General features: G+C 40.7%; 17 protein-coding genes. 4 read left to right on the forward strand and 13 right to left on the reverse strand.

What is annotated here, in order from left to right:
- From JUB15_RS27805 to JUB15_RS27815, 3 genes are all read right to left on the reverse strand, one after another.
- Positions 1-659: coiled-coil domain-containing protein (locus JUB15_RS27805; RefSeq protein ID WP_500778639.1), on the reverse strand; the 659-nt coding region annotated here is incomplete at its 3' end.
- An 821-nt stretch (positions 660-1,480) separates the two neighbouring features.
- On the reverse strand, positions 1,481-1,822 hold the full coding sequence (locus tag JUB15_RS27810; protein WP_207515987.1) for a hypothetical protein: 342 nt from the start codon (positions 1,820-1,822) through the stop codon (positions 1,481-1,483).
- Entirely contained in the window at positions 1,812-2,105 is a 294-nt protein-coding gene (locus JUB15_RS27815) for a hypothetical protein (protein ID WP_207515989.1), read from the reverse strand. Before JUB15_RS27815 ends, JUB15_RS27810 begins: the two co-directional genes overlap by 11 nt.
- A gap of 167 nt (positions 2,106-2,272) precedes the next feature.
- Between JUB15_RS27815 and JUB15_RS27820 the strand changes: the two genes are divergently transcribed.
- From JUB15_RS27820 to JUB15_RS27835, 4 genes are all read left to right on the forward strand, one after another.
- On the forward strand, positions 2,273-3,169 hold the full coding sequence (locus tag JUB15_RS27820; protein WP_207515991.1) for a DUF8464 domain-containing protein: 897 nt from the start codon (positions 2,273-2,275) through the stop codon (positions 3,167-3,169).
- A gap of 228 nt (positions 3,170-3,397) precedes the next feature.
- Positions 3,398-3,787, forward strand: coding sequence for a plasmid mobilization protein (locus tag JUB15_RS27825; protein WP_207515992.1), 390 nt, complete (start codon positions 3,398-3,400; stop codon positions 3,785-3,787).
- Positions 3,772-5,160, forward strand: a complete 1,389-nt coding sequence (locus JUB15_RS27830) for a relaxase/mobilization nuclease domain-containing protein (protein ID WP_207515994.1) — start codon at positions 3,772-3,774, stop codon at positions 5,158-5,160. The genes JUB15_RS27825 and JUB15_RS27830 overlap by 16 nt, the downstream gene beginning before the upstream one ends.
- Before the next feature lie 16 nt (positions 5,161-5,176).
- Positions 5,177-7,162 (forward strand): YWFCY domain-containing protein, encoded by a 1,986-nt coding sequence (locus JUB15_RS27835; RefSeq protein WP_207515995.1) that lies wholly within the window; start codon positions 5,177-5,179, stop codon positions 7,160-7,162.
- A gap of 187 nt (positions 7,163-7,349) precedes the next feature.
- Here JUB15_RS27835 and JUB15_RS27840 read toward each other — a convergent pair whose 3' ends face one another.
- From JUB15_RS27840 to JUB15_RS28855, 10 genes are all read right to left on the reverse strand, one after another.
- Positions 7,350-7,565, reverse strand: a complete 216-nt coding sequence (locus JUB15_RS27840) for a DUF6965 family protein (RefSeq protein ID WP_207515997.1) — start codon at positions 7,563-7,565, stop codon at positions 7,350-7,352.
- A 251-nt stretch (positions 7,566-7,816) separates the two neighbouring features.
- Entirely contained in the window at positions 7,817-9,313 is a 1,497-nt protein-coding gene (locus tag JUB15_RS27845) for a hypothetical protein (protein ID WP_207515999.1), read from the reverse strand.
- A gap of 188 nt (positions 9,314-9,501) precedes the next feature.
- Positions 9,502-10,407 carry a hypothetical protein gene (locus tag JUB15_RS27850; RefSeq protein ID WP_207516000.1) on the reverse strand — a complete coding sequence of 302 codons (906 nt, stop codon included), beginning with the start codon at positions 10,405-10,407 and terminating at the stop codon, positions 9,502-9,504.
- Positions 10,408-10,531: 124 nt separating this feature from the next.
- A complete protein-coding gene (locus JUB15_RS27855) occupies positions 10,532-11,437 on the reverse strand; it encodes a hypothetical protein (RefSeq protein ID WP_207516002.1) in 906 nt (301 codons plus the stop codon).
- Positions 11,438-12,022: 585 nt separating this feature from the next.
- Positions 12,023-12,484, reverse strand: coding sequence for a hypothetical protein (locus JUB15_RS27860; protein WP_207516004.1), 462 nt, complete (start codon positions 12,482-12,484; stop codon positions 12,023-12,025).
- Between the two features lie 476 nt (positions 12,485-12,960).
- Positions 12,961-13,182 (reverse strand): hypothetical protein, encoded by a 222-nt coding sequence (locus JUB15_RS27865; protein WP_207516006.1) that lies wholly within the window; start codon positions 13,180-13,182, stop codon positions 12,961-12,963.
- Between the two features lie 407 nt (positions 13,183-13,589).
- Entirely contained in the window at positions 13,590-14,084 is a 495-nt protein-coding gene (locus JUB15_RS27870; RefSeq protein WP_207516008.1) for a tetratricopeptide repeat protein, read from the reverse strand.
- On the reverse strand, positions 14,056-14,469 hold the full coding sequence (locus tag JUB15_RS27875) for a hypothetical protein (protein ID WP_207516010.1): 414 nt from the start codon (positions 14,467-14,469) through the stop codon (positions 14,056-14,058). The genes JUB15_RS27870 and JUB15_RS27875 overlap by 29 nt, the downstream gene beginning before the upstream one ends.
- Positions 14,470-14,486: 17 nt before the next feature.
- Positions 14,487-15,032, reverse strand: coding sequence for a hypothetical protein (locus JUB15_RS27880; protein WP_207516012.1), 546 nt, complete (start codon positions 15,030-15,032; stop codon positions 14,487-14,489).
- A gap of 4 nt (positions 15,033-15,036) precedes the next feature.
- Entirely contained in the window at positions 15,037-23,286 is an 8,250-nt protein-coding gene (locus JUB15_RS28855; RefSeq protein WP_207516014.1) for an RHS repeat-associated core domain-containing protein, read from the reverse strand.
- Positions 23,287-23,361 lie beyond the last annotated feature (75 nt).

Below are 23,361 nucleotides of genomic sequence, written 5' to 3' on the forward strand. Positions count from 1 at the left end.
GGTTCATTCAACATTTCTTTATACTCTTTTATTTGAGCGCTGTAGTAATAAGCCTGCGCTTTAAAATCATTGAAGTCTTTGGTAATACCACGGGGGAGATTGGCATACTTACTCAAAGAGGCTTTTATCTGCTGCTTACGCTGCTGTATAAAGACTTTTACCTGTTCGGTCTGCTCAAGCTTTCCCTGCAACTGATTCACCTGAGAAAGCGAGCTTGTTAATTTCTCCTGTACCTCTTTGGACTGACCCAATAAATTGCTGTTTTGTCCAAGGAACGACAAACTGGTTTTAACACTGTCCAACATTGGAATATAACCGCCACCTCTCTTTGATATTTTATCTCCCGCAGATTTTACTTTCGCAATCATCTGCGTATATTCCTTTTCAGTGTTGGCAAATAATTGTTTGGCGCCGGTAGAATCTACTCTGGCCAGTTTACGCTGCATTCTCTTTTCCCGGCTAAATAATTTATGGAGATATTTTTCCGTTTGCTTCGTAACTTTCTCCTGCAGGTCATTGTATTTGTTTTCAACCTTTGAGAAATAAGTTGAAGGGACATCAAGGATGCTATTTGAAGAATGTTTAGTATCCTGGGCCATTCCCGATTTATGACAAAGCATGACGGCACATAAAATAAGTAGGATAAGATTATTTTTCATTAAATAGAGGTATTATTTATTTTTCATTCTGCTCCATCGCCTTAATTTGTTAGCTCAAAACGCCTGTAATTTTTGATATGCATCTGAACCATGCGCATGGCGAATCAGCCACCCCTAAAAAGAACGGTTAATGTTTTCCTTAAACAAATAAATTCTAATACCTAGTTAAAAATAGAACCTGTTGGTAGTATAAGTGTACTTGCCTAATAACTAAAACGGGCAACTGAAGATTCTTCATTTGTGTGTAAGCTTTTGGTTAGGGATAATGCAAATTTATAACAACAAGAGGCATCGAAAAAAAATTATTCGTCACATATTATAATTGTGCCGTTCTGCTAATAGACGTACGGATTCAGGCCACAAGAGTGGTCTTTACATAAATATATCATCTTCAAGTTGCTTACTGTACGCGAAGCCATCATAAACGATACGGTGCCTTACTTACCTGTTGTTACCACCACAGATAACTAATTTAATTAAATAAACATGCAAACGTTTGACCAGTAAGCCTGATCCCACAGGTACTGGTTATCGGTCCATTTTCGTTCTCCTCATACGTTCACTGATAAAAAAGGAATGACACTATTTCCTATAATAGCGAATAACGGCACTTATAATGTAAATGTCAGGGTCGGCCTAATGGCCAATATCGGGATAAAAATCACCTAAACTGTCGACCATGTCCGGCGATGATTGAAGGACTAATCCGCTATCATCCAGGCGTTTTATGCGCACAACTTACGTATCAACGACTGTACCGTTCATAACTGTCAAGATTTCAATGGTAGATGTAGATAATTGCCTCTAATCATTCTCACATTTCATAAAGGCCTGGATAAACCAGATCTTTTTCTTTGGTCCGCATGTACTTCAATGAGGTAAACCGCTTGTGTAGGGCAGGTAGTAAAATCGATCGCCCCACCGGGCAATACATAGCGCCCTGTTTCCTGGCAGTATACCGTCAATTGAATTTTTTGGCTGGTTGATTTTACCGTGAAGTAGCAGTTGATCGCCATTACTTTCTTCGCCCATATCTTGAAGTCCAGTATCGCTTCATAGGTCCCCACCGGAACATGTTCCGCAGCAAAGTGGTAATGACCGGGATGCCATCCACTGGCGATCGCCTTACCCCACGACACAACATTGCGTACTTCACTTGCCATTGCTGATAAGGGCGTTGATCTTTTCATAGGTTTCAGACAGGCCAGCGGTAACCAGGATGTCACCGGTAATGTCCTGTAACTTTTCCAGCGAGGCGGCGTCAGCCGCCTGAAGCAGCCCCGCTGCTTCATGATCGGCCTTTACCAGAAGGCCGATCTCAATCGCCTTGGAGAGAAACAAAACTGCTTTTCGGGGGATTTTTAGATTGAGTTTAACCTCATCGTTCATGCCAGGGGTGGCCAACAGCGTTTCATAAATGATCCGCACATCCTTACTTGATAACATACTCGAATCTTTCGTTCTCACTAAATCTTGTTCACGGTTTAAAATTAGAGAACCGGATTTGAAATGGAGCGATTGCACCCATGTAGAATATACAGGGGTCATTACTTTGTTGTGCCGACTTTCTAAATTCACCTGTCAACTGAATTGTGAACTTGAAAAATGTGTTTATGAAAATCAGCGAAGCAAACGCAAAGGACATCGTGGAATTCCTGTCCAAGCTGGGTTTTGAACCCTATCAAAAAAGAGGTATCCATTACTGGTATCTTTCTCCATTTGGCGATGAAAAAACGCCCTCGTTCAAGGTGAATATCAAGTTGAACAAGTGGTATGATTGGAGCGGCGGCGAAAAAAAAGGCGGCGACCTGGTCAACTTCGGCACCCGCTACTTCAACTGTTCAGTGAAAGATTTTCTGGCGAAAATGGATTCGTATTACATTTCGATCACCGCACATAAGACGCAGCCCCATGTGATCAAGGCCAAGCAGGAAAAGGATGCCGAGATCGAGGTAAAATCGGTACGCTCCTTAACCTCCTTTGCGCTGTTAAACTACATGAAAAAGAGAAAGATTCCGCAGCATATCGGGCAGCGTTATTGCCAGGAAGTACACTACGAATTAAAAGGCAAAATGTATTACAGTATTGGCTTTAAAAATGACGCTGGCGGCTATGCGATGCGCAATGAATACGTAAAGTCCGCAAGTACCCCTAACGTCCCCACTTTTATAAATAATGGCGTCAAGGACGTAGCTGTTTTTGAGGGCTTTTTTGACTTCCTTTCCTACAAGGCGATGTATGACAAACAGCAGGAGCCTCAGCGCAATTATCTTATCCTGAACTCCACATCTTTTTTTGAAGACAAACTGCCATTAATGCAGGAGCACGAGAAAGTCCACCTCTATTTGGACAACGACAAGACCGGTGACAAATGTGTCGGCCAGGCGGTGTCGCTGGATAAAGAGCGGTTCATCGATGAGCGACACCTCTACAAGAATTACAATGACCTAAACGACTGGCTGGTGAATTTCGGCTTAAGCCAAAAGCAGGGCACCCGGCAGCACCTGTAGTTTCTTTCTTTTCGACCGCATGCCGTGCGGTCATCTTTCAAATGCACCATACCGCGCAGAAGGAAAACCCTGGTTCTACGCGGGCGTAAGATCGCCTGCTGGCTACGATCGGCCAGATGTAGCGTTGTCATACAACGCGCAAGAAACAGGCCACCCACTCCGAAGTCGTGGGCGTCATTTGGAAGACCAGGATATACATCTTTTTTGAACCGAATAAATGCTACCGTGATGAGTGAAAAAGCAAAAAGAAACCGCCTGGTGCAGGCAAGGCTTACACCGGCTGAGTACGATCGCATCTACAAAAAGTTTTCGAAAACAACCTGCCGCAAGCTTAGTGATTATATGCGAAAGGTGCTGCTCGACAAGGCCGTCACCGTGAATATGCGAAACCAGTCGCTGGATGACTTTATGGCAGAGATGGTTCGCCTGCGATCAGAGCTAAACGCGATTGGAAATAACTACAATCAGCTCGTCAAAAGGCTGCATTCAATGGAGCAAATTTCAGAGTTAAAAGTGTGGCTAACGCTAAACGAATCCGCCCGCAAACTGCTGCTCTCAAAGGTTGAGGAAATCAAGGCAAAAATCGCTCAAATCAACGATAAATGGTTGCAGTCATAAAGTTCAGCTCCAGCCTTAAAAATGTGCTGAACTATAACGAAAGTAAGCTGAAGCAGGACGTCGTAATAAAGGACGAAAACGGGCAGGAAAAAAAGATAAAAAAGGCTGCTTTTATCCACGCCTCCGGATATGCAAAAGACACGGAAAAACTTGGCTATACCGACAAGGAAAAACGCCTGGAAAAACTCATGCAACTGCGGGAAAGCAGGCAGCGAAGCGTGGTACATATTTCGCTGAATTTTGATCCGTCTGAAAAGCTTGATCAAAACCGGCTTCGGGAGATCGCGGATGCCTACATGCAGAAGATTGGTTTTGCAGATCAGCCCTACCTCGTGTATGAGCATCGGGATGCCGGCCACCCACACATCCACATCGTTTCCACAATCATAAAACAGGATGGTGAACCGATCAACACGCACAATATCGGGAAGAGTGTTTCCGAACCTGCCCGCCGCCAGTTGGAAGATGAATTTAAACTCGTAAAGGCGGACAGCCGTAAGCAAAAAGAACACTTTGAATTAAAGCCCGTTGATACTGCCAAAGTCCAATACGGCCGGAGTGAAACAAAACGCGCCATTACTAATGTATTGGACACGGTCTTACCCTATTATAACTATACCTCACTGCCGGAGCTGAACGCCGTGCTCAAACACTACAATGTGATGGCCGATCAGGGCAGTGAAAAGTCGCGCGTCTACAAAAATAACGGCCTTGTCTACCGTGTTCTGGATGAGCAGGGAAAAATGGTCGGCGTACCCATCAAGGCGAGTGATCTCTACCTCAAACCCACGATGAAATACCTGCAGAAACGCTTTGATATAAACGCGCCGCTCCGCGCGCCCCTAAAACAGCGGATCAAAAACGCCATTGACCTGGCACTGCTGAAAAGCGCAGTCACCACGCTTGACGACTTACAGTCCGTTTTGAAAAAGGAAAGCATCCAACTGGTACTACGCCACAATAAGGACGGGTCGGTCGGTAGTTTGACCATTGTGGACCACAAAAAAAAGGTGATGTTCAAAGGAAGCGATTTGCATAAAAATTACAGTGCCGCCGCCATTCAGGAACGACTGCGGGCAAAAACTCAAAATCAGGACGAAACGCAAACGCTTCAGCAAAAACAGCAACCCGCACAAACGGCGCAGAAGCAGGAGCAAACAACTAATCCGGCGCAACAACCGAAGGTGCACCCGCGCCTTCCTGCAGAGCAAAAAGATCTGCCGGCCAAACAAGGCGAAAAGCAACCCGTGCTGCCGTCAACCGGACGGGGACTGCTGGAAGTGCTTTTACAACCGGAACCGGGTTCGGACCAGGTACCCTTTGACCAACCACAACAAAAGAAAAAACGCAAGAAAAAACGACTTCACTTATAACAAAAAAGGAGGATATATGGGTGCGATGACAGGTGAGAATGAAATCGGGCTACGGAAGATCATCGACATGACGCGCATGATCAGCATTGTTGTTTTATTGATTCACTTTTATTATTACTGCTACGGGGCCTTTGCGCAGTGGGAATTGACCCACACCATTGGCGATCGGTTCCTGGCAAACATTGGCCGTTCGGGCCTCTTTAAACAGTTCAACGGGTCCAAACTGGTATCCCTTCTTTTCCTGGCGATTTCGTTGGTCGGTGCGAAAGGCAGGAAAAATCCAAAATCCAATTACCATACGTGCTATGTCTATATAATCTGCGGACTGCTTGTGTATTTTATAAGCGGCCTGGTGCTGTCCGTAAAGGGACTGGAGCTGACGCAGGTAGCCCAACTCTACATGGTGCTTACCGGGACCGGTTACCTGTTGATTTTAACGGGCGGCGTTACACTTTCCAGGATCATTAAGAGCAAATTGAGTAATGAGGTTTTTAACCGGGCGAACGAAACCTTTCCGCAGGAAGAACGGCTCCTGACTAATCCTTATTCCATCAACCTTCCGGCTGTTTATAAATTAAAAGGCGGGACGCGGAAGATGTGGATCAATTATGTCAACCCTCGAAGGGGCCTGTTGGTGCTGGGCTCACCAGGATCAGGAAAAAGCTGGTACATAATCGAGAATGCGATCAGGCAGCTCAGCGATAAATCGTTCGCCCAATTTGTGTTTGACTTCAAGTATCCGGAGCTGACCAACCTGCCCTATAACCTTTACCTGAAAAACAAGCATAAGTACCCGGTAGAGCCAAAATTTTTCTGTGTAAACTTCACCACGCCGATTCACCGGCTCAATCCACTGTATCCGGACATGCTGCACGATCTCGTGGATGCGATTGAAGCGAGTAAAACAATGCTGCTGAGTATTAACAAGACGTGGGCCAGCCGACAAGGAGAATTTTTCGTGGAGTCCCCAATTAACCTGCTGGCCGCCGTGATCTGGTTTTTGAAAAAGTTTGACGGCGGTAAATATTGCACACTGCCCCATGCCATCGAACTGCTCCAGCTTCCTTACGATAAGCTGTTCACCGTGCTGAATTATGAGCCGGAGATCGAAACTTTGGTTAATCCGTTCAGCAATGCCTACCTGAACGACGTAATGGAAACGGTGGACAACCAACTCGCCTCTGTGAAAATACCGTTGGGCCGGTTGTCATCCCCCAGTCTGTATTACATTCTTTCAGGCAATGACTTCACGTTGGATATCAATAACCCGAAAGAGCCAAAGATCTTCTGTCTGGGTAATGACCCGCTGAAAGCAGATGCTTTGGCACCGGTCATATCGTTGATCTGTGACCGCCTAAATAAGATCATTAACCAACCAGGCCGGTACAAGTGCGCCACCATTTATGATGAGTTCGCTACGATCCGCGCATCCAGCGTACTAAGGGTGATCGGCCAGGGGCGATCAAACGACATCATCTGCATTATCGCACTGCAGGATTACAGCCAATTAAAACAGGTCTATAGTCGTGAGGAAGCGGAGGCCATATTCAACATGACCGGTAACATTATTAGCGGCCAGGTAAGCGGCGAAACCGCGAAGCTTTTGTCCGAACGTTTTCCCAAAATTATGCAGGACCGCGAGAGCATGTCCATAAACAGCAGCGACACGTCGATCAGCCGTTCAAAGCAGCTGGAAGCATCGATTCCACCAAGCACAATTTCCAGCCTTTCAAGCGGTGAGTTTGTCGGGATCACAGCTGACAATCCGGACCAGCCGATTGAATTAAAAGCCCATCATTGCCGCATCGTTAATGATGTGCAGGCGCTTGCTTCGGAAAAGGCGGCCTTTAAGCCCTTGCCGGAGTCGAAAGAAGCCAATGACCCGAAGGAGATCCAGCGGGTGTTTTTCGAGATCAAGCAGCACGTGCAGGACATAGCCGAAGTGGTGATGGAGCGGATGTTGAACGATCCGGCAAAAGAACATCTAATTATTAAAAAATAGATGGCCGAAAATAAAAAGCCGACAAAAATTATCTTTCCAATTCAAACAAATTGATAAAACGGTATCTTTTAAACAAGGACAATGACAAAACATAAGAAAACTGAAAATTCTAGATCTTCCTGCAGTCATTTACACTACGTAACACCCAGTCGGATAAAGATGATGCAAAGTGGCTGAATTGCATGGGTTAATTCCGTAGTAGCAGTTCTTTGAGTTTTACCAGGCGTTCATAGAAAGAAGAAAAGGTGTTCTTCCCAATGTTGGCGCGGGCACATGCCAAATGATTTTTGATAAACTTTTGGACATCAATCACTTTTTGAGCTTGCATTACCTCTATTTCTTCCGGTAATTCTACTGTTCCAAAAAACTGCTCCAGATCATTCAATTCTTTTTCTGAGTACATGATACAAAGATGGCACAATAATTCAATCGATGTATTAAAGGGGATAAATAATGGAAGCGTTTATACGGGTGCTATGAACGTACCGAAAAACATAAAGCCAATGCTAGCAAGTTTGCACAATACTGCTTTTGATCGGAAAGGCTGGAATTTTGAGATCAAATATGATGGATACCGGATAATTTCTTATATCGCATTACGGCGCCATCTACGAATACCACTTATTATGAGCGGATGTATTCGGGAAGATAAACTTACTTTTCCATTTCTTTTACAAAGTACGTTCGCTCTTTCGGTGAGTAGTAACCAAAATAATCATTTTTGTTTATTTTGAAGGTATTAATAGCTTGAGCTTCTTCAGGCAAAGTTTTGAGGTAGTGATTAATTCTATCAATATTAGACAGTTTTTCTTTTGCGACAACCAATCTGAACTCTGAACTGTCTAAAGTTATTTTAAAGTTGACAGTTCGGGTGTACGAATAGTACCTTTCTTTAAAACCAGGCGTATAAGCACCATCGGAGTAGGACCTCTTTAATGGAATGTTTGGACCCGCATAAAATGTTCCCGTTGGCGTTGAATATGCCCGAAATCCTCCCCCCGGGCAATATTCATAAGAATATAAAGCCATTCCTTTATCATATACTCCACAAGTAAGAATGATTTGGCCTTTGTTATTGCGTGCTACAGCAATACCACCTGTGCCTTTGGACAACTCTTTTATAAGTTCCTTATTACTTCCAATAATATTTTGTTTCCTTAATTTGCCCTTGGTAGAGATTTCAACAGGAGTCTCAATAAATTGAACCTCTGATGATCCTGTGATTTCATGTTTTTGAACCAATTGACCTGTTTTGAAATTAAAAATCCCCACTTCAATTTTTTGCCTTGATGAATTTAATACGAATAAATTTTCACCATATAAATAGGTGTTATTGAAGATTTTTTCTTTATTCCCTACGAATCCAGAAAAACCACTCAGGTCAAATTTCTTTTTAATAACATTATAAGTTTGGAGATCAATAGTCCAGATATGCGGCGGCTCATTATAATTAGCAACAATCATAATGATCTTATCAGGGTATGGATAAATTTTTGTAAGCTCTGTAGATTCAATCAAATCGGTTTCCTGCCCAGGATAAAACACATGCGAATAAGAGAAATACTCCGATAGCGTTAGTTTTTGAGGATTATAACCACTTAAATCAACTGCAATATTCTTATGACTAACAACACCGTTTTCGTCAACTATATGTAAGGCTAGTTCGCCCTTTTTTTCATTAAGCGCTAGCAAATAAAAACGTCCCTCACTTGTAAACCATTCAATATTACGTTCTTCATCTGCTTTGTCAAATATCGGCTTATTAACAATTGAGTTATTTGTAAAATTCACTATCTCTATGCTAAAATGGTTCCTGTCAATCATATAATAAAAACAGCTGCCTAAATTATTTCTTACTCCTGCCAGATATTTTTCATAGCGTTTTCCAAAAATCGTATTAACAAGTCCATTCGCAGGAAGCACTTTTGCTTCCACTTCAAATTCTCGATTGAGCAGTAGGTATTCAACATTGTCATTACCTTTCAAAATGATAGTTGTTTTACCAGCTTTTTCATCCGGTACAACAAAAGATTCGCAAGTCGACTTTTTTGTACTATCAACATTACTGGTTTGAAAAGAAAAAACTGTTTTTTGAGCAACAACAGGGAAGCCTGTTAGTAAAAAAGCTATTAGAAAGATATTATGCAGCATATGTCAAAATACATTTAAGTAGGAAAACACTTATAGATATGAGATAATTGGATATTGTAAGGGAAATATCCTCCTTTTAGTCAATTTTTTGACTTTTATCAAGTTGTTAATCTGAGGAGACGGCATTTAAGAAGGATGCTCTTTCTTTAATGCTAAATGTTCTTCTAATCACAATGTACTTTTATTACTTAATTCATAGCTTCAAGTAGAATCAGATAAGCAGAAACCGAATTACCACTACCATTATTAGTAAGTTGTGCTGTTATATTGAGAGCCTGACTTGTCGATAGAGTTACCGAGGTAGGACTCGGTCCATTATTTAACTTGGTAACAATATTATCAGCACTTCTTATCATTCCCATGGAAAAAACAGTTCCAGATGCACCGGTTGCCCTGCAAGTGAACTCATTTCGGCATTCAAACGCAACATCAGTTTTATTCGCCGCTGGATTAAGCGAGCCTTGAGCTACCACAGTAGTACCCAACTTTATTTTAATTGTTATACCAGCTTGATTTGTACTAGAAGTAGAGTATGTACCGTGTACAATTACTTTATATGTTTTTCCAACGAACCAAGATTCTGGAGGAATTGTCAAACTTCCCGCTCCGGACGAGGTAAGCGTGGTTTGTACATCTGTAGCACTAACCGTAACAGTAGAAGTTTGAGCAAATGTCTGCCTGGGCGCAACCTTTTTCAATAAACTATCCGATGCGGACCAAACAACGACACTATCGGTACTCGCACCCACAGGTAATGCACTGGGATATGGTTTAATAGTGTTACTGGTTGTATTTCCATAACCTGTAACTTGTTGCAAAGTCAATTGACTTGAAGGCCCACCTATACCTACGGTATCTCCCCCGAAAACCAACGTAGAATCGTTCAATTTTTCCATCTTTCTAAACTCAGTACGGCCATTACCTTTATTATACAAAAAGCCTTTTACATGCTTCGTACTATTTTCAAGATTAAGCTCCGCTGTACTAGAGTCGTTAGTAATTAAAACGCTATCAGCTTTTATCACATGAACAAATTGAGCATTGGCCTTACTCAATAAAAAGATGATACTTAGTAGAAGAGCAATTTTTTTCATGCAAGTAATTTTATAAATTCTTTTATAATACAAAGTCTACGACATCCTCTGTATACTAAAACTTCTTTCATCTCAAAATTTCCCAACCAACATAACGCAATATAATCCGTACATAAAGATCCTATCAATTAACAGGATCAAGAGTAACAACAAAAGCAGATAACGAATTGCCATTAGAAGAATCACTTAACTGCGCAGTTGCACTTAATGTTTGACTTGTTGTAGTATTGATAGTGGAGGCGCTACTGCCATTGTTTACTGCATTTGTTTTTCCATCTCTATACAAATCACCAAAAGTGTAAATTGATCCAGAAGAACCAGTGCTTATACAAGTAATTGTAGCTTGTAAAACAAAAGGTATATTAATCCTGTTGGGATTCATGGTGATAGTCCCGGATGAAGCAATAACGGTTGACCCAAGCTTTAATCTAAGAGTGATACTAGTTGGGCTAGCAATATCCGTTGAATAAATTCCTTGAACAGTTACTTCGAAACTTTTTCCAACTCCCCAGGCAGCTGGAGGTATAACTAAGCTACCAGTGCCACTACCGATTAAAGTAGTTTCAGATGTGGTATTGGAAACTGTTACCGTTGCAGTTTGAGCAAAGGTCTGTAACGGTGCTATTTTCTTCAATAAACTATCATTGGCAGACCAAACAACGACACTATCAGTACTCGCACCCACAGGTAGTGCATTGGGGTATGGTTTAATAGTGTTACTGGTTGTATTGCCATAACCTGTAACTTGTTGCAAAGTCAATTGACTTGAAGGCCAACCTATACCTACGGTATCTCCCCCAAAAACCAACATAGAATCGTTCAATTTTTCTATCTTTCTGAACTCAGTACGGCCATTACTTTTATTATACAAAAAGCCTTTTATATGCTTCGTACTATTCTCCAAATTAAGCTCAGCTGTACACGAATCGTTAGTAATTAAAACGCTATCAGCTCTTATCTTATGTACAAACTGAGCATTAGCTTTTGAAAAGGTGAGAGCTACAATCAGCAAAAGGACTATCTTTTTCATTCAAGACGGTTTTATAGTAAGGGCTATTATTTGAGATGGCTCCAACTATTATGAAACTCGAAAATGGCAGATTTGGTATGTCATTAATCTAAACAGCGTAATGTAATTACCTTAATTGCCTTCATATGACCTTATTTAAAATATTCATTACTCGTTTATACCAGTTTTCTTATCCAATATCATCAAACTCTTTAATTAATAATTTCCGTTTACTGTTTTTCAATTTTTGATTTACTATTAAATAACCTACACCTGGAAGAATGGCTATTATAAAAAATGAATTATTTGACACAATCATACTCCATGTTCTTCCAATTCTTCTAGTAATTCTCCAATCATCAAATGCTGAATAGCCTGTTAAATACATTATTATATTGCATGAAACAAAAAATAATATGATAGCTAGTAGTATATCCCTTAAAAATTTCACTGAATAGTAGATTATTATATCATGTCACCAATTACTGTTTCTCAAGTCTTAAGACCGAATCCTTTATAAGAATAATAGTATACTTAAGTAATTCCATATTAGATTTACAAGCATTAGTGTATATTGTACTGCACCTTGCCGGTAGATAATATATGCTACATTGATAATCCAGCATTCTCGCTTATTAGTAATGTTTCTTGTAGCGCTGCAAATATCCGATCAGCCGAAGCATTCATTGGAACCTTTATATGCATATCTGATATAAACTCATATCCGCGTGTTTGTCCAGCATTTCTTGCAGGATAAAAAATCAGCGTTTCTGAATCTTCATAAATAGAGCAATAAATTGCCTTTTTGTGTAACATAGATAAAGATTTTATACCCAATCCTGCCAGGTGCTTTTGGCTTATTTCTTCCCATTCATTGTGCTTTGGATGAGGCACATTAAATTGATTCCCTTCAATGACCTTATTAATAGCATTCGTAACATCCACTGCATTTGCATCTTTTTCTAAGTGAATATACGGTGGTATGGATAAGTTGACGCCCTCTGTTGTTTGTGCATTAGAACAAAATATTAGAACCTTGTTTGTTTTATAAACTGATGCGTAGCGCATACTTTTAAATTATTCCATTTGGATTATCCGTGCCACGAGCACCTCTATCGGCACTACCACTTTCCCCAATTTGATTTCTAAGGATCGCAATAGTTGGTTTCCTTCTTTATAATCGTGTTCATGAAAGAATCCGTACAATTAAGGATTATAAAATCCGATGCACCTACTAATACAGAAATTGAACTTGCTTTATTGTCGGATAAACCATTCCATGCACTAAATCGAAATCCCGAATCCTATTTAATGTAACTGCAATAAAATATAAATGCCCATTTCGGACTCCCTCTATCTCAACAGGTATTAACTGAACCTTGATTCACTGCCAAGCAAAATTTCATCTTCGTTACGGAAAAGTATACCCTTGTCGGGCTTCCAAATATCACTAAGTTTTGAATATATGGTCTTCAATATCCCGTCCTTGGTAATGTAGTCATATCCTTCATATTTGCTTATGGTTAAGACTACAGAATTTGGTGTTAATTCACTAATGCTTCCGCATTTAATTGACAAACATGAGCCTTGCTAGAATCTTTAATTGACTTCAAATAGAGCAAGTAACCTAAATCTTCGTTCAACGAACCATCATCTTTAAAATATCGGCCTCTAAGTAAAAGTGATTTTCTTCCTTCCAAACTTAAATCAATAGGTACCACCAATTGCCCTTTCTTTGGTCTCTTTGTCAAATACCAGTCTTGCATCGATGCATGTATTTTTTTTAACTTTAAAAAAGTATTCAAAACTTTATCTATACATTCATCAAGGTCTTCTTTTCGAGTTCCCAAGTATAGACTGAAATCCTCCCGTTACTGCTTTTCACAATACTTTTTTATAAAGTCATCAGCATCCCTATTTCCTAGTTTCTTTGATTCAAACAGGTCTTGGCAACCTTTAGCATCATTCTTATTCGTTAGATATATTGCCCCCCTATATAAGTAGGAGTTATCTAGCCTATATTTATTCTGTATACAAAACTCAAATCCATTAAAGGCAGCTGACAACTTTTTTGCATAATAATACGATACTGCCTGTCTGTAAACTAACTCAGTTGACTCAATATCATATTTATTTTCATTTGAAGCCAGTTCTTCCTTCACTTGATTATAGTCTACAAATCACCTCGCTTTTTTTTATTTATAGCTAACTGTAAAAAATAGATAGAAGAATCATACATATTTTCTTCTTGGAATAATCGCCCCAATTTGTATAACGCATATATATTAGCAGTATCTAACAGAAAAGCTTTTCTAAAATCATTCTTTGCCTTCTCTAGCTTGTCTGAATAATAAAATAAATCACCACGTGTAAGATATGCATCAACACAACTTATATCTTTATCTATTAAATTGTTCAATGCACTAATTAAAACTCCTGTATCCTTATTCGTTCGCATTTTTGATAAAACCTCTGGGTACTTAATATTAAACTCACCACACTTTCTTTTTTGGGATTGGGTACAAGCCATTACAGATACAAGTAAAAAGTTGAAACCGAAATAAAATATTCTTATTTTATGCATACCTGCCAGAAGGCCCCTTTCTTCGCCTCTAGCGAGCATTTTCTTGATAGATCCTCTATCCGACTGAATCCGAAACCAACGCATTTTCTAAATTATACTGATTAAGAATCGAAAAGGCATTATCACTAACCTTCAGTTTTTTGTTTGAGATACTAAAGTCATCTTTTTCATTACCTGTTACCAAAAACCAGAAAAACCTTGGCAAGGTTACATTCTGAAGCAATTTAAATTCATCACTTTCTTCAATCTGACAATCTTTAATTTCGTAACCAGTCAACTTTGTAACAACAAGTCCATTTTTTAATTTTTCAGTAATTAAGAAAATCGGGAAACACTCAATTAAGTCATCACCTAACCATCCATAAAATACAAAGTGTAAACGCTCCACTTTGGGAGGATGAAGAGATGCATTCATAATTGTGTTATCTCCTAGCTGCCCGGAAACTTCAGGCTCAATTAAATACGGCATTAGCTTTTTTCGAACTTTTATTCGTCATATCCTAATAATGTCTTGTAGAATTCTTTGTACTTATCCCCGCCGGCTAATTGCGAGCACTTTAAAACATATGAAAGGGTATAGGAATTGTCATACGCCAAGCTAGTATCATTTACACATCGAGATATACATTCCGCAGCTGCTAAAATTGCATCTAAAAATCTTGCACCATTAGACGCACAATGCCATATTATCCAGTCTAAATTAGTGTAATCCAATACAACCACCTCTAATGTAATCTTACTAACAGCCAGCAAATCGGCATCAAAATTGCCTATCAAATAATAGTTTTCGATCTCCTCAACTGCGCTCCTAAAATTAATTAAGCCGACTTGAACGCTTGAACAATTGTAGAATGACACTAACTTTAACAACTCACTATTAGCATAAATAATATTTTGGCCCGAATCTGCTGGCAAGCATATATACGATTTAATATTTTTTTCAACAAGATCAGGAGGATACCCAAGCCTGGAAAAGCTTTCAACTGAAGGAGTTAATAGTTTTAGTTGTTTTACAAACAATTCACTTGTCATAAAATTAATTTAATTCTAATTTTTCAACTTTTCTTTTTCCATTTGAATCATAATTCCAAACCTCGCTAGTAGTTTTAATTTTATCTACTCCCTTGTATGACTTAGAATCTTCATCCCATATATATCCTGAATACCAAGTTGCTGTAACTATTCTCTTTGAAAGATATTTCTGAACTTGGCCATCCTTTACAACTGGGTTTCCATTATTATCTAATATTGGCGAAAACTCGAACTTTACGCTATTAACTTCTAAATACACATTATTTTCAAAGTCCTTCTTTACCTTCCCAATGTAGCTCTCTGGTTGTTCGCCTGCGCCAAATGCATTTATCCATGAATCTGGGTTAGTTAGATTAAACATCGAAACTGTTCCAATGACATTTAATGCTCCTCCTAACATGCCACCTACTTTTCCTCCTTTGGTCACGTCACCCTTGTTTTTCAAGTAAGCATGCAGCTCGCTAAATTTATCATAATGCATTCTTCTTGGAATTAATACTGCCATTTTTTCTCCATCGATATGATGACTATTTAAAGATTGTCCAATATAATCAGCAGCTGCCGGATTATATTTAACCCATTGCTCATCCACAATTGGCATTACTTTTTGAACAAATATTGCGTTTTTAGCAGCCTCACTAAACATTTCAGGTTTTAATGCATATGCTTGCTTCGCATGCCAAAGTCCATTTCGGACATGACCTGCTGCATTAGTACTTGTACCGGGCGCATTGGTCATATCAATCTTGGGTTGTGTTCCCCAATATTGTTCATTAGCATCTGTTACTTCCTCCAAACCATCTATATCAATTTTCCAAACAGGTTTATTTCCAGCAAATGAATAAGGTGTATACCATGGATATCCTGTAGTAAGAGGATCAATTGAAAGGAATCTACCCACCCTCGGATCATAAATCCTCATCCCATAATCCTGCTGATTCCCTTCTCCCTTCACATCATTGTCATTTTCTTTTCCATTAAACCCAAACCTGTAACTACTAACGTTATACCTTCTTCCAGGCATCAACATTCCAAACGGGTAATAATCATTCTGTGAAAGAACTTCTGCAATGTAGTAATTTATTATGCCACTACTGTCATTCCCGATCTTTTTATCACTAACTGTTGCCAGTATATTTCCCAAATGATTGCCGAGCTCATAGCTACGGCTACCGACGAGTAAACTGTCATAAAGTGGACTTGTATTTTGCGCCACGGGTGGTAATGCCGGCACCACAGTATCCCACTGCCACATTCCAATCCTGCTGCTTCCATACAAGTGTTGTTCAACCCATTTTACCCCTGAACTTACAGATGAATTTTCATAAACGGCCAGCATATTTCCCTGCCCATCTCTTACATAAAATGTGTTGCTTACCGTATCATGATTATTCACTTGCTTTAAAGTACGGTTACCTCCTGCATCATATCCAAAGTTGATTACCTTGTTACTTGCACTCTTCGCAATCCGGTTTATTTTACCGTAAACCGTCCAGCGTACCGTATCCAGGCCCTCCGCAACATCTTTTATAAGATTCCCGATCTTGTCATACTGATAATTATTTGAAGCCTGATTATCTATATCTACAGTGTAATTGCCTGCACTTATCTGGTCACTGATGTAATTCAGCTTATTATTTACAATCTTACCATTTATACCCCTGTTATAATTGTAAGTTAAACTATCCATATCCAGGGGCAGGCCAGTAACATTTGCGCCCTTACGCAGGTATTTTAAAATATTTCCATTGGCGTCATAGGATATAGACTCACTGTATGCACTTATAATATTACTGTTGCTCCAACTGCCGGAAGTTGAATGCTGTCGCATTTCAGCAAGCCGGTTCAATTGGTCGTAGCCATAAGAATAACCGGTTGTTGCGCCACTATTTATTTTTGACAGGGCAAGGGTGGTAAAACTAATGTTGCCATTGAATAATTGATTACCCGTAGCAGCCAGGGAAGATGGCGCCGTATAACCATGTTGACCAAAAGCCCGAGAACTGCTGCCTCCAATTGGTTTATAATCGTTGTTATAGTAACCTAGTTGAAGGCCATATACATCTCTTGATACCCTGCTGAATATAGAACCTGTCTTCCCATCGCCTCCTAATTCTGTTGCTGCATTTATTTCATCTCCATTTATTCCTTTTATCCAGCCCTGCAGTGTATACGCATAATCAGTACCCTGCACCTTCAAATGCCCTAATTCAGATCGTGCCAGCGGCCCATGCAGATAATACACATAACTTCCATCTTCATTCCAAATTAACCTATCGCGACTGGTCAAGGCTCTTACTAACCGGTTTTCAGCATCGTATTGATACTTGTAAAAAAACTGATCGCCTTTCCCTTGCTGATAACTTACCACATTAACTTTACCACTTACAAGGTCATAATCATAATCAATCTTTTTCTTGCCATTAGTGGCATCCACAGCTACAAGCGCCTTCACATGTTGCACCAGGGTTTTTGCATTGCCTACAATATCATAACTATAAATGGTAGAATCTCCCTCAGTGTCGCTTGCATTTTCCAAATACACACTGGCTACTACCCTTTTTCTGGAAGTTGAGGAAGATTGTAAATCAAGGTTTACCGGATCATCATACAATGTTTTAGTCACCTGCCTGTTGGTACCCGAAGCCTGCCAGTTCTTCACCGCAGTAGTATCCAATAAATTGATAGTACGAATGTTCGATGTAGGTGAAGATTTCTCTCCTACTTCAACGATACGTCCCAGCACATCATAGCTTGTATAACTGAAACGGTTTGCAGCTCCACTATAGGAAGCACTATCTTTTTGCTCTTTGTTTTGTGAAACGATCAACCGGCCCAGTCGGTCATAAAAGAATTGGCTTGTGTCGCCGTCGGGACTAAATTGCTGCAATACCTGGCCTAATGAATTATAGGTATAAACCGTCGGTAACCGGTGCTCCGGAAAAACCCCTTCAAATGGCAGCCAGGTAAATCCAGCCAATGTTCCGTCTTGCTGGGTTACCAGGTCGCGAACGAGGTTACCCTTAGCATTATTCATGGCGCTCCAAAATAACAACCCATTGTTATTGGCCGGCGTTTGGCAATAATTGTATGTATTCTGTCTAATTTCCGACGCCAATAATACCCGGTTATAGATCCTTAGGTTTTTAATCGTTCCCTGCAATTTTCCAGGAACGGTTAAATGAGGCGCATTGTGTGATCCGGCTACCAGCGATGCAGTGCCACCAAATCTGGACGCACTATCTAGATCATTCACCGTAAACTGCAATGCCACCGGGTTACCATTCACCCATACCTGTACCGGAATATCCGGGTAGCCGGTTCGCTGTACAACTACATGCGTCCATTGATGCAATGGAATAATTGATGGGGCATTAAGAACAGATACCGCCGTCGCTTTTCGTTGAATGGTATCAGCGCCAATGCCAAATACATTTACTACCAATTTATTGCTTTCAATTTTTGCAACAAACCCTGCATGACGGTAAAAGAAGTTCACTCCGCCAGTAGTATCATAAGTGTATTCACTCAATTTGGAGATCAGCACCTGGTTGGCATGCGCATCCAGGTTCAACATCATTTCACCGGTGTATGACCTGGCTTCAAAACTGTCTGTTACCGCCCAGGTGATCTGCGCATTGTTATCGAGATGAATACTATCTGAATACTGGTAACAGCCTTCGCTTTGTAAGCGGCGCCATTGTTTTACCAGGTCGAGACCACTGCTGTCGAGTAATGCGACACCTTCGGGCGGAATGGTTTTTACTAAATTGCCTGCCTGATCATAATAATAGAGCGTATAATGATATTCGAACAATTCCGCTGTCATCTTCAAAGCGGGCTGTACATTTAAACACCGGGTCAAATAGGCTTCCTGGAAATCTTGCCGTACCGAATCAATATAAACAACGTATGTATTATTGGCGTTTGTTAGCGCAGTGGCAAACAGATCTGCCATGCAACCGTCATTGTTATTTTCAATGGTTGCCTCTTCAGTGGCTGGCTTATTACAGAGGCTTACCGAATATAATGGATTAGCAGTACAACTGTCTAAAAAGGATCTGTACTCATTAAACGTAAGGGAATAACCAAACCGGTGGTTAAAGAAATTGGCAAATATCTGCTCATAATCGTTCCGGGTTGAATCTATTGACGGGAATTTAGTGTTGAAGGCCGTAAGTGCTGCTGTTGCTGAATCGCATAACGCACATGGCGACGCATCGGGTTCAAATGCAAGCGGCAATACCAGATCATTTTTCAGAATGCCGCTACAATTGGAACAACTATTAAGCAGGCCATCCAATTCCGTTGAATCCAGGTGATAACCAGTCCCAAATTGCTTTTGTAGATAAGCGTGGAAAGAGCCGTTAAATCCGCTTGTTTGCCAGGCCTTTTTTTGAAGTGTTACTTTTTGGCATATTTCATAGTTACTCTGCACAATAACCCGCTGCCCATACACCGGCTGTTTATCGTAGGGATAGGGATTTGACAACAGCTCTGCCGTGCACGAATCATTTACTGATCCAGTCCCCAAAATACCTAACATAGCCTCTTCAAAACTGTGGTAAGTAGCCGTTGTTGTATCTGGAATCGTAGATGACCCAAAAGGCCGCTCAGCACTACACCCTGCTGCGCAGATATCAATCAGTGCCTGTTTTAACTGAGCTAATTTGCTTGTGTCGGTTGTACAGCGTGCCAACTGTTTAATCCAGATATCGGCCTGTGCTTCACAGGTTGACTGGCATTCAACGATCACCTGCTCTCCATACTCAGTTGACTTTTGCTGAGGGTTGCTGCTCAACACATCATTGATAAAACTTTCTGAATTTACATATTCCGGGTACCGGCGATCTTTATTCTGGTATAAGGATGCATTAGGATTATCCGGGCAATACGAGGGGTAGCTTGTCACCGGTGGACAAACGCCGCTACAGGTTGAATCATAGGTGCATACCCATACATTGAAGTACTGGCAACTGCTGTTAACCGTCTTTTGCAACAAATAGTTACTGTAGAACCGGCAGTTTCCATAGCCTGCAGGCGTTCCCGTTGGTTCACTATCAGGACTACCGTATTCAATATACAGTGATATATTGCTTTTGTCGTATGGATCATAAATACCGCCTGCGCAATTGTAATTACAGGAGTTGCTGGAACTAAAGGGCACATACGCCCCTGTATCAGGAACAATACCTAAAAATTCAACCGCATCCTTGCCTATATAACAATTTACACAATTGGAAAATATGGTATCGCTGCTGGTCCTGCGGGCTTCTTCATAATACTTCTGTTTTAAATTCAGGTATAATTGCTGATACAGGAACCATTCACGATTTCGACTGCGGCAGGCGCTATCGGGTTGACAGGCTTCCCAACCATTGTATTGATTGTTACAATACAATACGATATCGATGAACTGTAAAATATTCCTGTCGGGCTTAGAGGTACCAGCATAAGTACGAGAGAATTTCAACAGGTCATCCCTCATTTTGTTACGCAGGGAATACCCATTACCTCCTGACAAAAAGAAAGGATCATGTTCCAGGATGGAATCGTATTTATTTGGATTGAACCATCCAAATGCCATTGCCGTGTCGGCGTCCTGCCAATCCTCTATCTTACTGTCAAACTCATAACTTTCAGAATTGGCAATACACCATAAATAACGGCAGTACTCAGGATGTAACCTTACGAGCGAATCGGCCCAATTATCCTTCCAATAAGCAATGAACAGCGAGTCGCTTAGATCCTTTACATCAAGTTTTACCGAATCCTCACCATTAATATTGTGCAGTTGCACCGAGTCACGACTCCCAAAAGGATCGGTAAAGAAAGCGATCTGGTTTCTTTTAGCAAGTACGTTGATAGTTGGTTCGCTGAGCGAATTGTTACTGCTGTGATATAAAGCGTACTGCCCACCAGGAGATACATCCATTTTTAACAGCTCCAGCTTCTCATCGCATATACCGGTAGCACACTCGCCCTGGATGGACACGCAATGTGCATACAATGAATCGTATAACGACAATACAAACAACGAATCATTATGAGTAAAGGCCAGGGAATCGGTAGTATAAAAGACTTTGAACCGTTGGGTGAATTCCTCTTTGGTTCCCAGGGCATCAAGGCAAGTTTCACATTGGCTGTAGCATCCATAAAAATCAGTGTTCTTCAATTCTTCCAGTAAAAAGTAATTCAGCCTTTTGAGCTCTGAATTCTTTACCAGGTGCACACTGTCATAATAATCAAGCGCATCCCTGCTTACGACCAGTTTATAATTAACGTAATATTCCCCAATAGCAGTGATGTCAGTATTAAAGGTTCCCACAATAGCACCGGGCTGGTTGGTGCAAGATGTGTCAAACACAAATCCGGCGCCACGCATGATGGAATCAACAATATTATTGCAATTGTCTTTTATCGTTATAACCAGGTCATAATAACAGTTATTACAGATCACACTGTCCTTATTCGGCCCATACAATTTTTCCATCCTTAGCGGATCAATCCGGTAATTAAATACATATGTACCTGTCACCGGCGCCAGAAATGTCGAAGTGGTCTGAACAGAATGACCTGCGCCATTGCGCTCAAAATCTTCTGGCTGCATCATATCATTTGACATCTGTATACTTGCCCCTGCAGTTGAAGGCAATGCATGCAAGTTTGGCGAAGCGCCACCGGCGAGCGCTGTGGCAATTGTTTTACCACTGGCATTTACATAACTTACACTGATCTGGCAATTGGGGTCAACCACCATGTTCTTCAAATAATGGCTTGCATTTCCGACCTCAGTACCAAACAATCTGTCTAGTTCAGTTTGTGAAGGCTTACCATAAAAGTATTTGGTTGCATGGCCTGCGTTCAGTTGAAATGTCGGCCCTACTCCACCTTGCGATCTGATCCTGCCGGTATTGTCGGCCATATATTCTGTAGCAGCAAGCGGATACCCGTCTGCAGCCGGAATGTATTTGGCATAATAGTACCTGTTTAAAAATTGATTATTGGCTGAATAATAACGACCGGCACCGGATACGTTTGTCACAGAATCAACGGATGTTAAACAATTCGACCCATACAACAGGTCAGTAAAACTGTATGGATCGCCCGAACTGTTTTTGTTAAATCCCCTGAAATAATGAATAGTGCTGTCATCAGCAGGCGCCGGCATAATACTAACTGCAGGCCGCCCTAGCGCATCGTAGATAGTTTCCTGAACAATGTTTTTATTATCCCAATTGTTTATGGTAACGGTTTGCCGGTTACGGAGGCTTGCGTCAAAATAAGAGATCACTTCCTTTTTCTTACCCTCCTCAGCAAAGCTCACCGTGTATTGCCAGTTAAGATTGCTTTCATGCGGATTGAAAAACACCACACCTGAAGGACAGGCGGGAGCAGTACAGGAAGCAGCGGATTCTCTCGCCAGGTAGTTCCAATTCCCCTCCCACCGCACGCCATCAGGATAATGGAGCTGCACCCCGCGAATACGAAAAATAACAAATCCGCTGTCATATGGAATATTAAAAAGATAACCTGCAGCTGCTGTAGTTACCCTTGTATTATTATTCTTAAACCATTTATTCAATGAATCAGCCGGCACACTATAACCGCCACTAATTACATAAGTCCTTATTGAAGCAGCTACCTGGCTCATGCCATCGATGTGAGTATATTCCACATCGAACTGTTCCGCCCCCGGGTATGAAGATGGCGTCCATTGTAATTGCAACTGGTTTCCATTTAACACAGCATAACGGGTTACGTCAGTACTGTTATCATTAAAAGTATATTGCCTGTCTACAATAATCTGGGCTTTTAGCCTAAAGATGGCCGGAATAGGACTTAGTTGTGGTGAGGTAAGGTTAAGTATCCTTATTCTAAATTTATGCGCACCGGTAAACTTATACAACGCAATGCCTTTATATGGTTTTCCTGTAGTTGTATCGTATCTTACCTGTAATGAAATATTTGAGTGAGTGACCGAGTCAGTTATAAGGCTGGTATCACTCTGATTACCGTAGATATAAATCTTGAAATTAATGGTACTTTCAAACGGCTGGTTATAAAAATATATAGAGGTGTCAAAATTAATTTCAAAGGAAACAATATTATTTACAGCAATGTTCTGTTGAATCAAATCCCAGGATGCAGTATTATTAAATTTTTCATCTGATACTGTAAATGCTTTTCCAACGGCTACCTGAACCCCTTTAAGCTCATTCATATAAGGCTCTTCAACAGCGAGCGCTTTCACGCTGCATATGAGGCTTGCTGCAATAAGCAACAAAGCTTTTATCGGAACAAAAAAAAATTCTTTTACAAAGCCAGA

Origin of the sequence: Longitalea luteola, assembly GCF_017356035.1 — a bacterium.
GTDB lineage: Bacteria > Bacteroidota > Bacteroidia > Chitinophagales > Chitinophagaceae > Niastella > Niastella luteola.

What these genes read in the sequence shown, in the direction of transcription:
- JUB15_RS27810 (WP_207515987.1), bottom strand. Translation starts at nt 1,822, where the DNA reads ATGGCAAGTGAAGTACGCAATGTTGTGTCGTGGGGTAAGGCGATCGCC.
- JUB15_RS27815 (WP_207515989.1), bottom strand. Translation starts at nt 2,105, where the DNA reads ATGTTATCAAGTAAGGATGTGCGGATCATTTATGAAACGCTGTTGGCC.
- JUB15_RS27820 (WP_207515991.1), top strand. Translation starts at nt 2,273, where the DNA reads ATGAAAATCAGCGAAGCAAACGCAAAGGACATCGTGGAATTCCTGTCC.
- JUB15_RS27825 (WP_207515992.1), top strand. Translation starts at nt 3,398, where the DNA reads ATGAGTGAAAAAGCAAAAAGAAACCGCCTGGTGCAGGCAAGGCTTACA.
- JUB15_RS27830 (WP_207515994.1), top strand. Translation starts at nt 3,772, where the DNA reads ATGGTTGCAGTCATAAAGTTCAGCTCCAGCCTTAAAAATGTGCTGAAC.
- JUB15_RS27835 (WP_207515995.1), top strand. Translation starts at nt 5,177, where the DNA reads ATGGGTGCGATGACAGGTGAGAATGAAATCGGGCTACGGAAGATCATC.
- JUB15_RS27840 (WP_207515997.1), bottom strand. Translation starts at nt 7,565, where the DNA reads ATGTACTCAGAAAAAGAATTGAATGATCTGGAGCAGTTTTTTGGAACA.
- JUB15_RS27845 (WP_207515999.1), bottom strand. Translation starts at nt 9,313, where the DNA reads ATGCTGCATAATATCTTTCTAATAGCTTTTTTACTAACAGGCTTCCCT.
- JUB15_RS27850 (WP_207516000.1), bottom strand. Translation starts at nt 10,407, where the DNA reads ATGAAAAAAATTGCTCTTCTACTAAGTATCATCTTTTTATTGAGTAAG.
- JUB15_RS27855 (WP_207516002.1), bottom strand. Translation starts at nt 11,437, where the DNA reads ATGAAAAAGATAGTCCTTTTGCTGATTGTAGCTCTCACCTTTTCAAAA.
- JUB15_RS27860 (WP_207516004.1), bottom strand. Translation starts at nt 12,484, where the DNA reads ATGCGCTACGCATCAGTTTATAAAACAAACAAGGTTCTAATATTTTGT.
- JUB15_RS27865 (WP_207516006.1), bottom strand. Translation starts at nt 13,182, where the DNA reads ATGCAAGACTGGTATTTGACAAAGAGACCAAAGAAAGGGCAATTGGTG.
- JUB15_RS27870 (WP_207516008.1), bottom strand. Translation starts at nt 14,084, where the DNA reads ATGCGTTGGTTTCGGATTCAGTCGGATAGAGGATCTATCAAGAAAATG.
- JUB15_RS27875 (WP_207516010.1), bottom strand. Translation starts at nt 14,469, where the DNA reads ATGCCGTATTTAATTGAGCCTGAAGTTTCCGGGCAGCTAGGAGATAAC.
- JUB15_RS27880 (WP_207516012.1), bottom strand. Translation starts at nt 15,032, where the DNA reads ATGACAAGTGAATTGTTTGTAAAACAACTAAAACTATTAACTCCTTCA.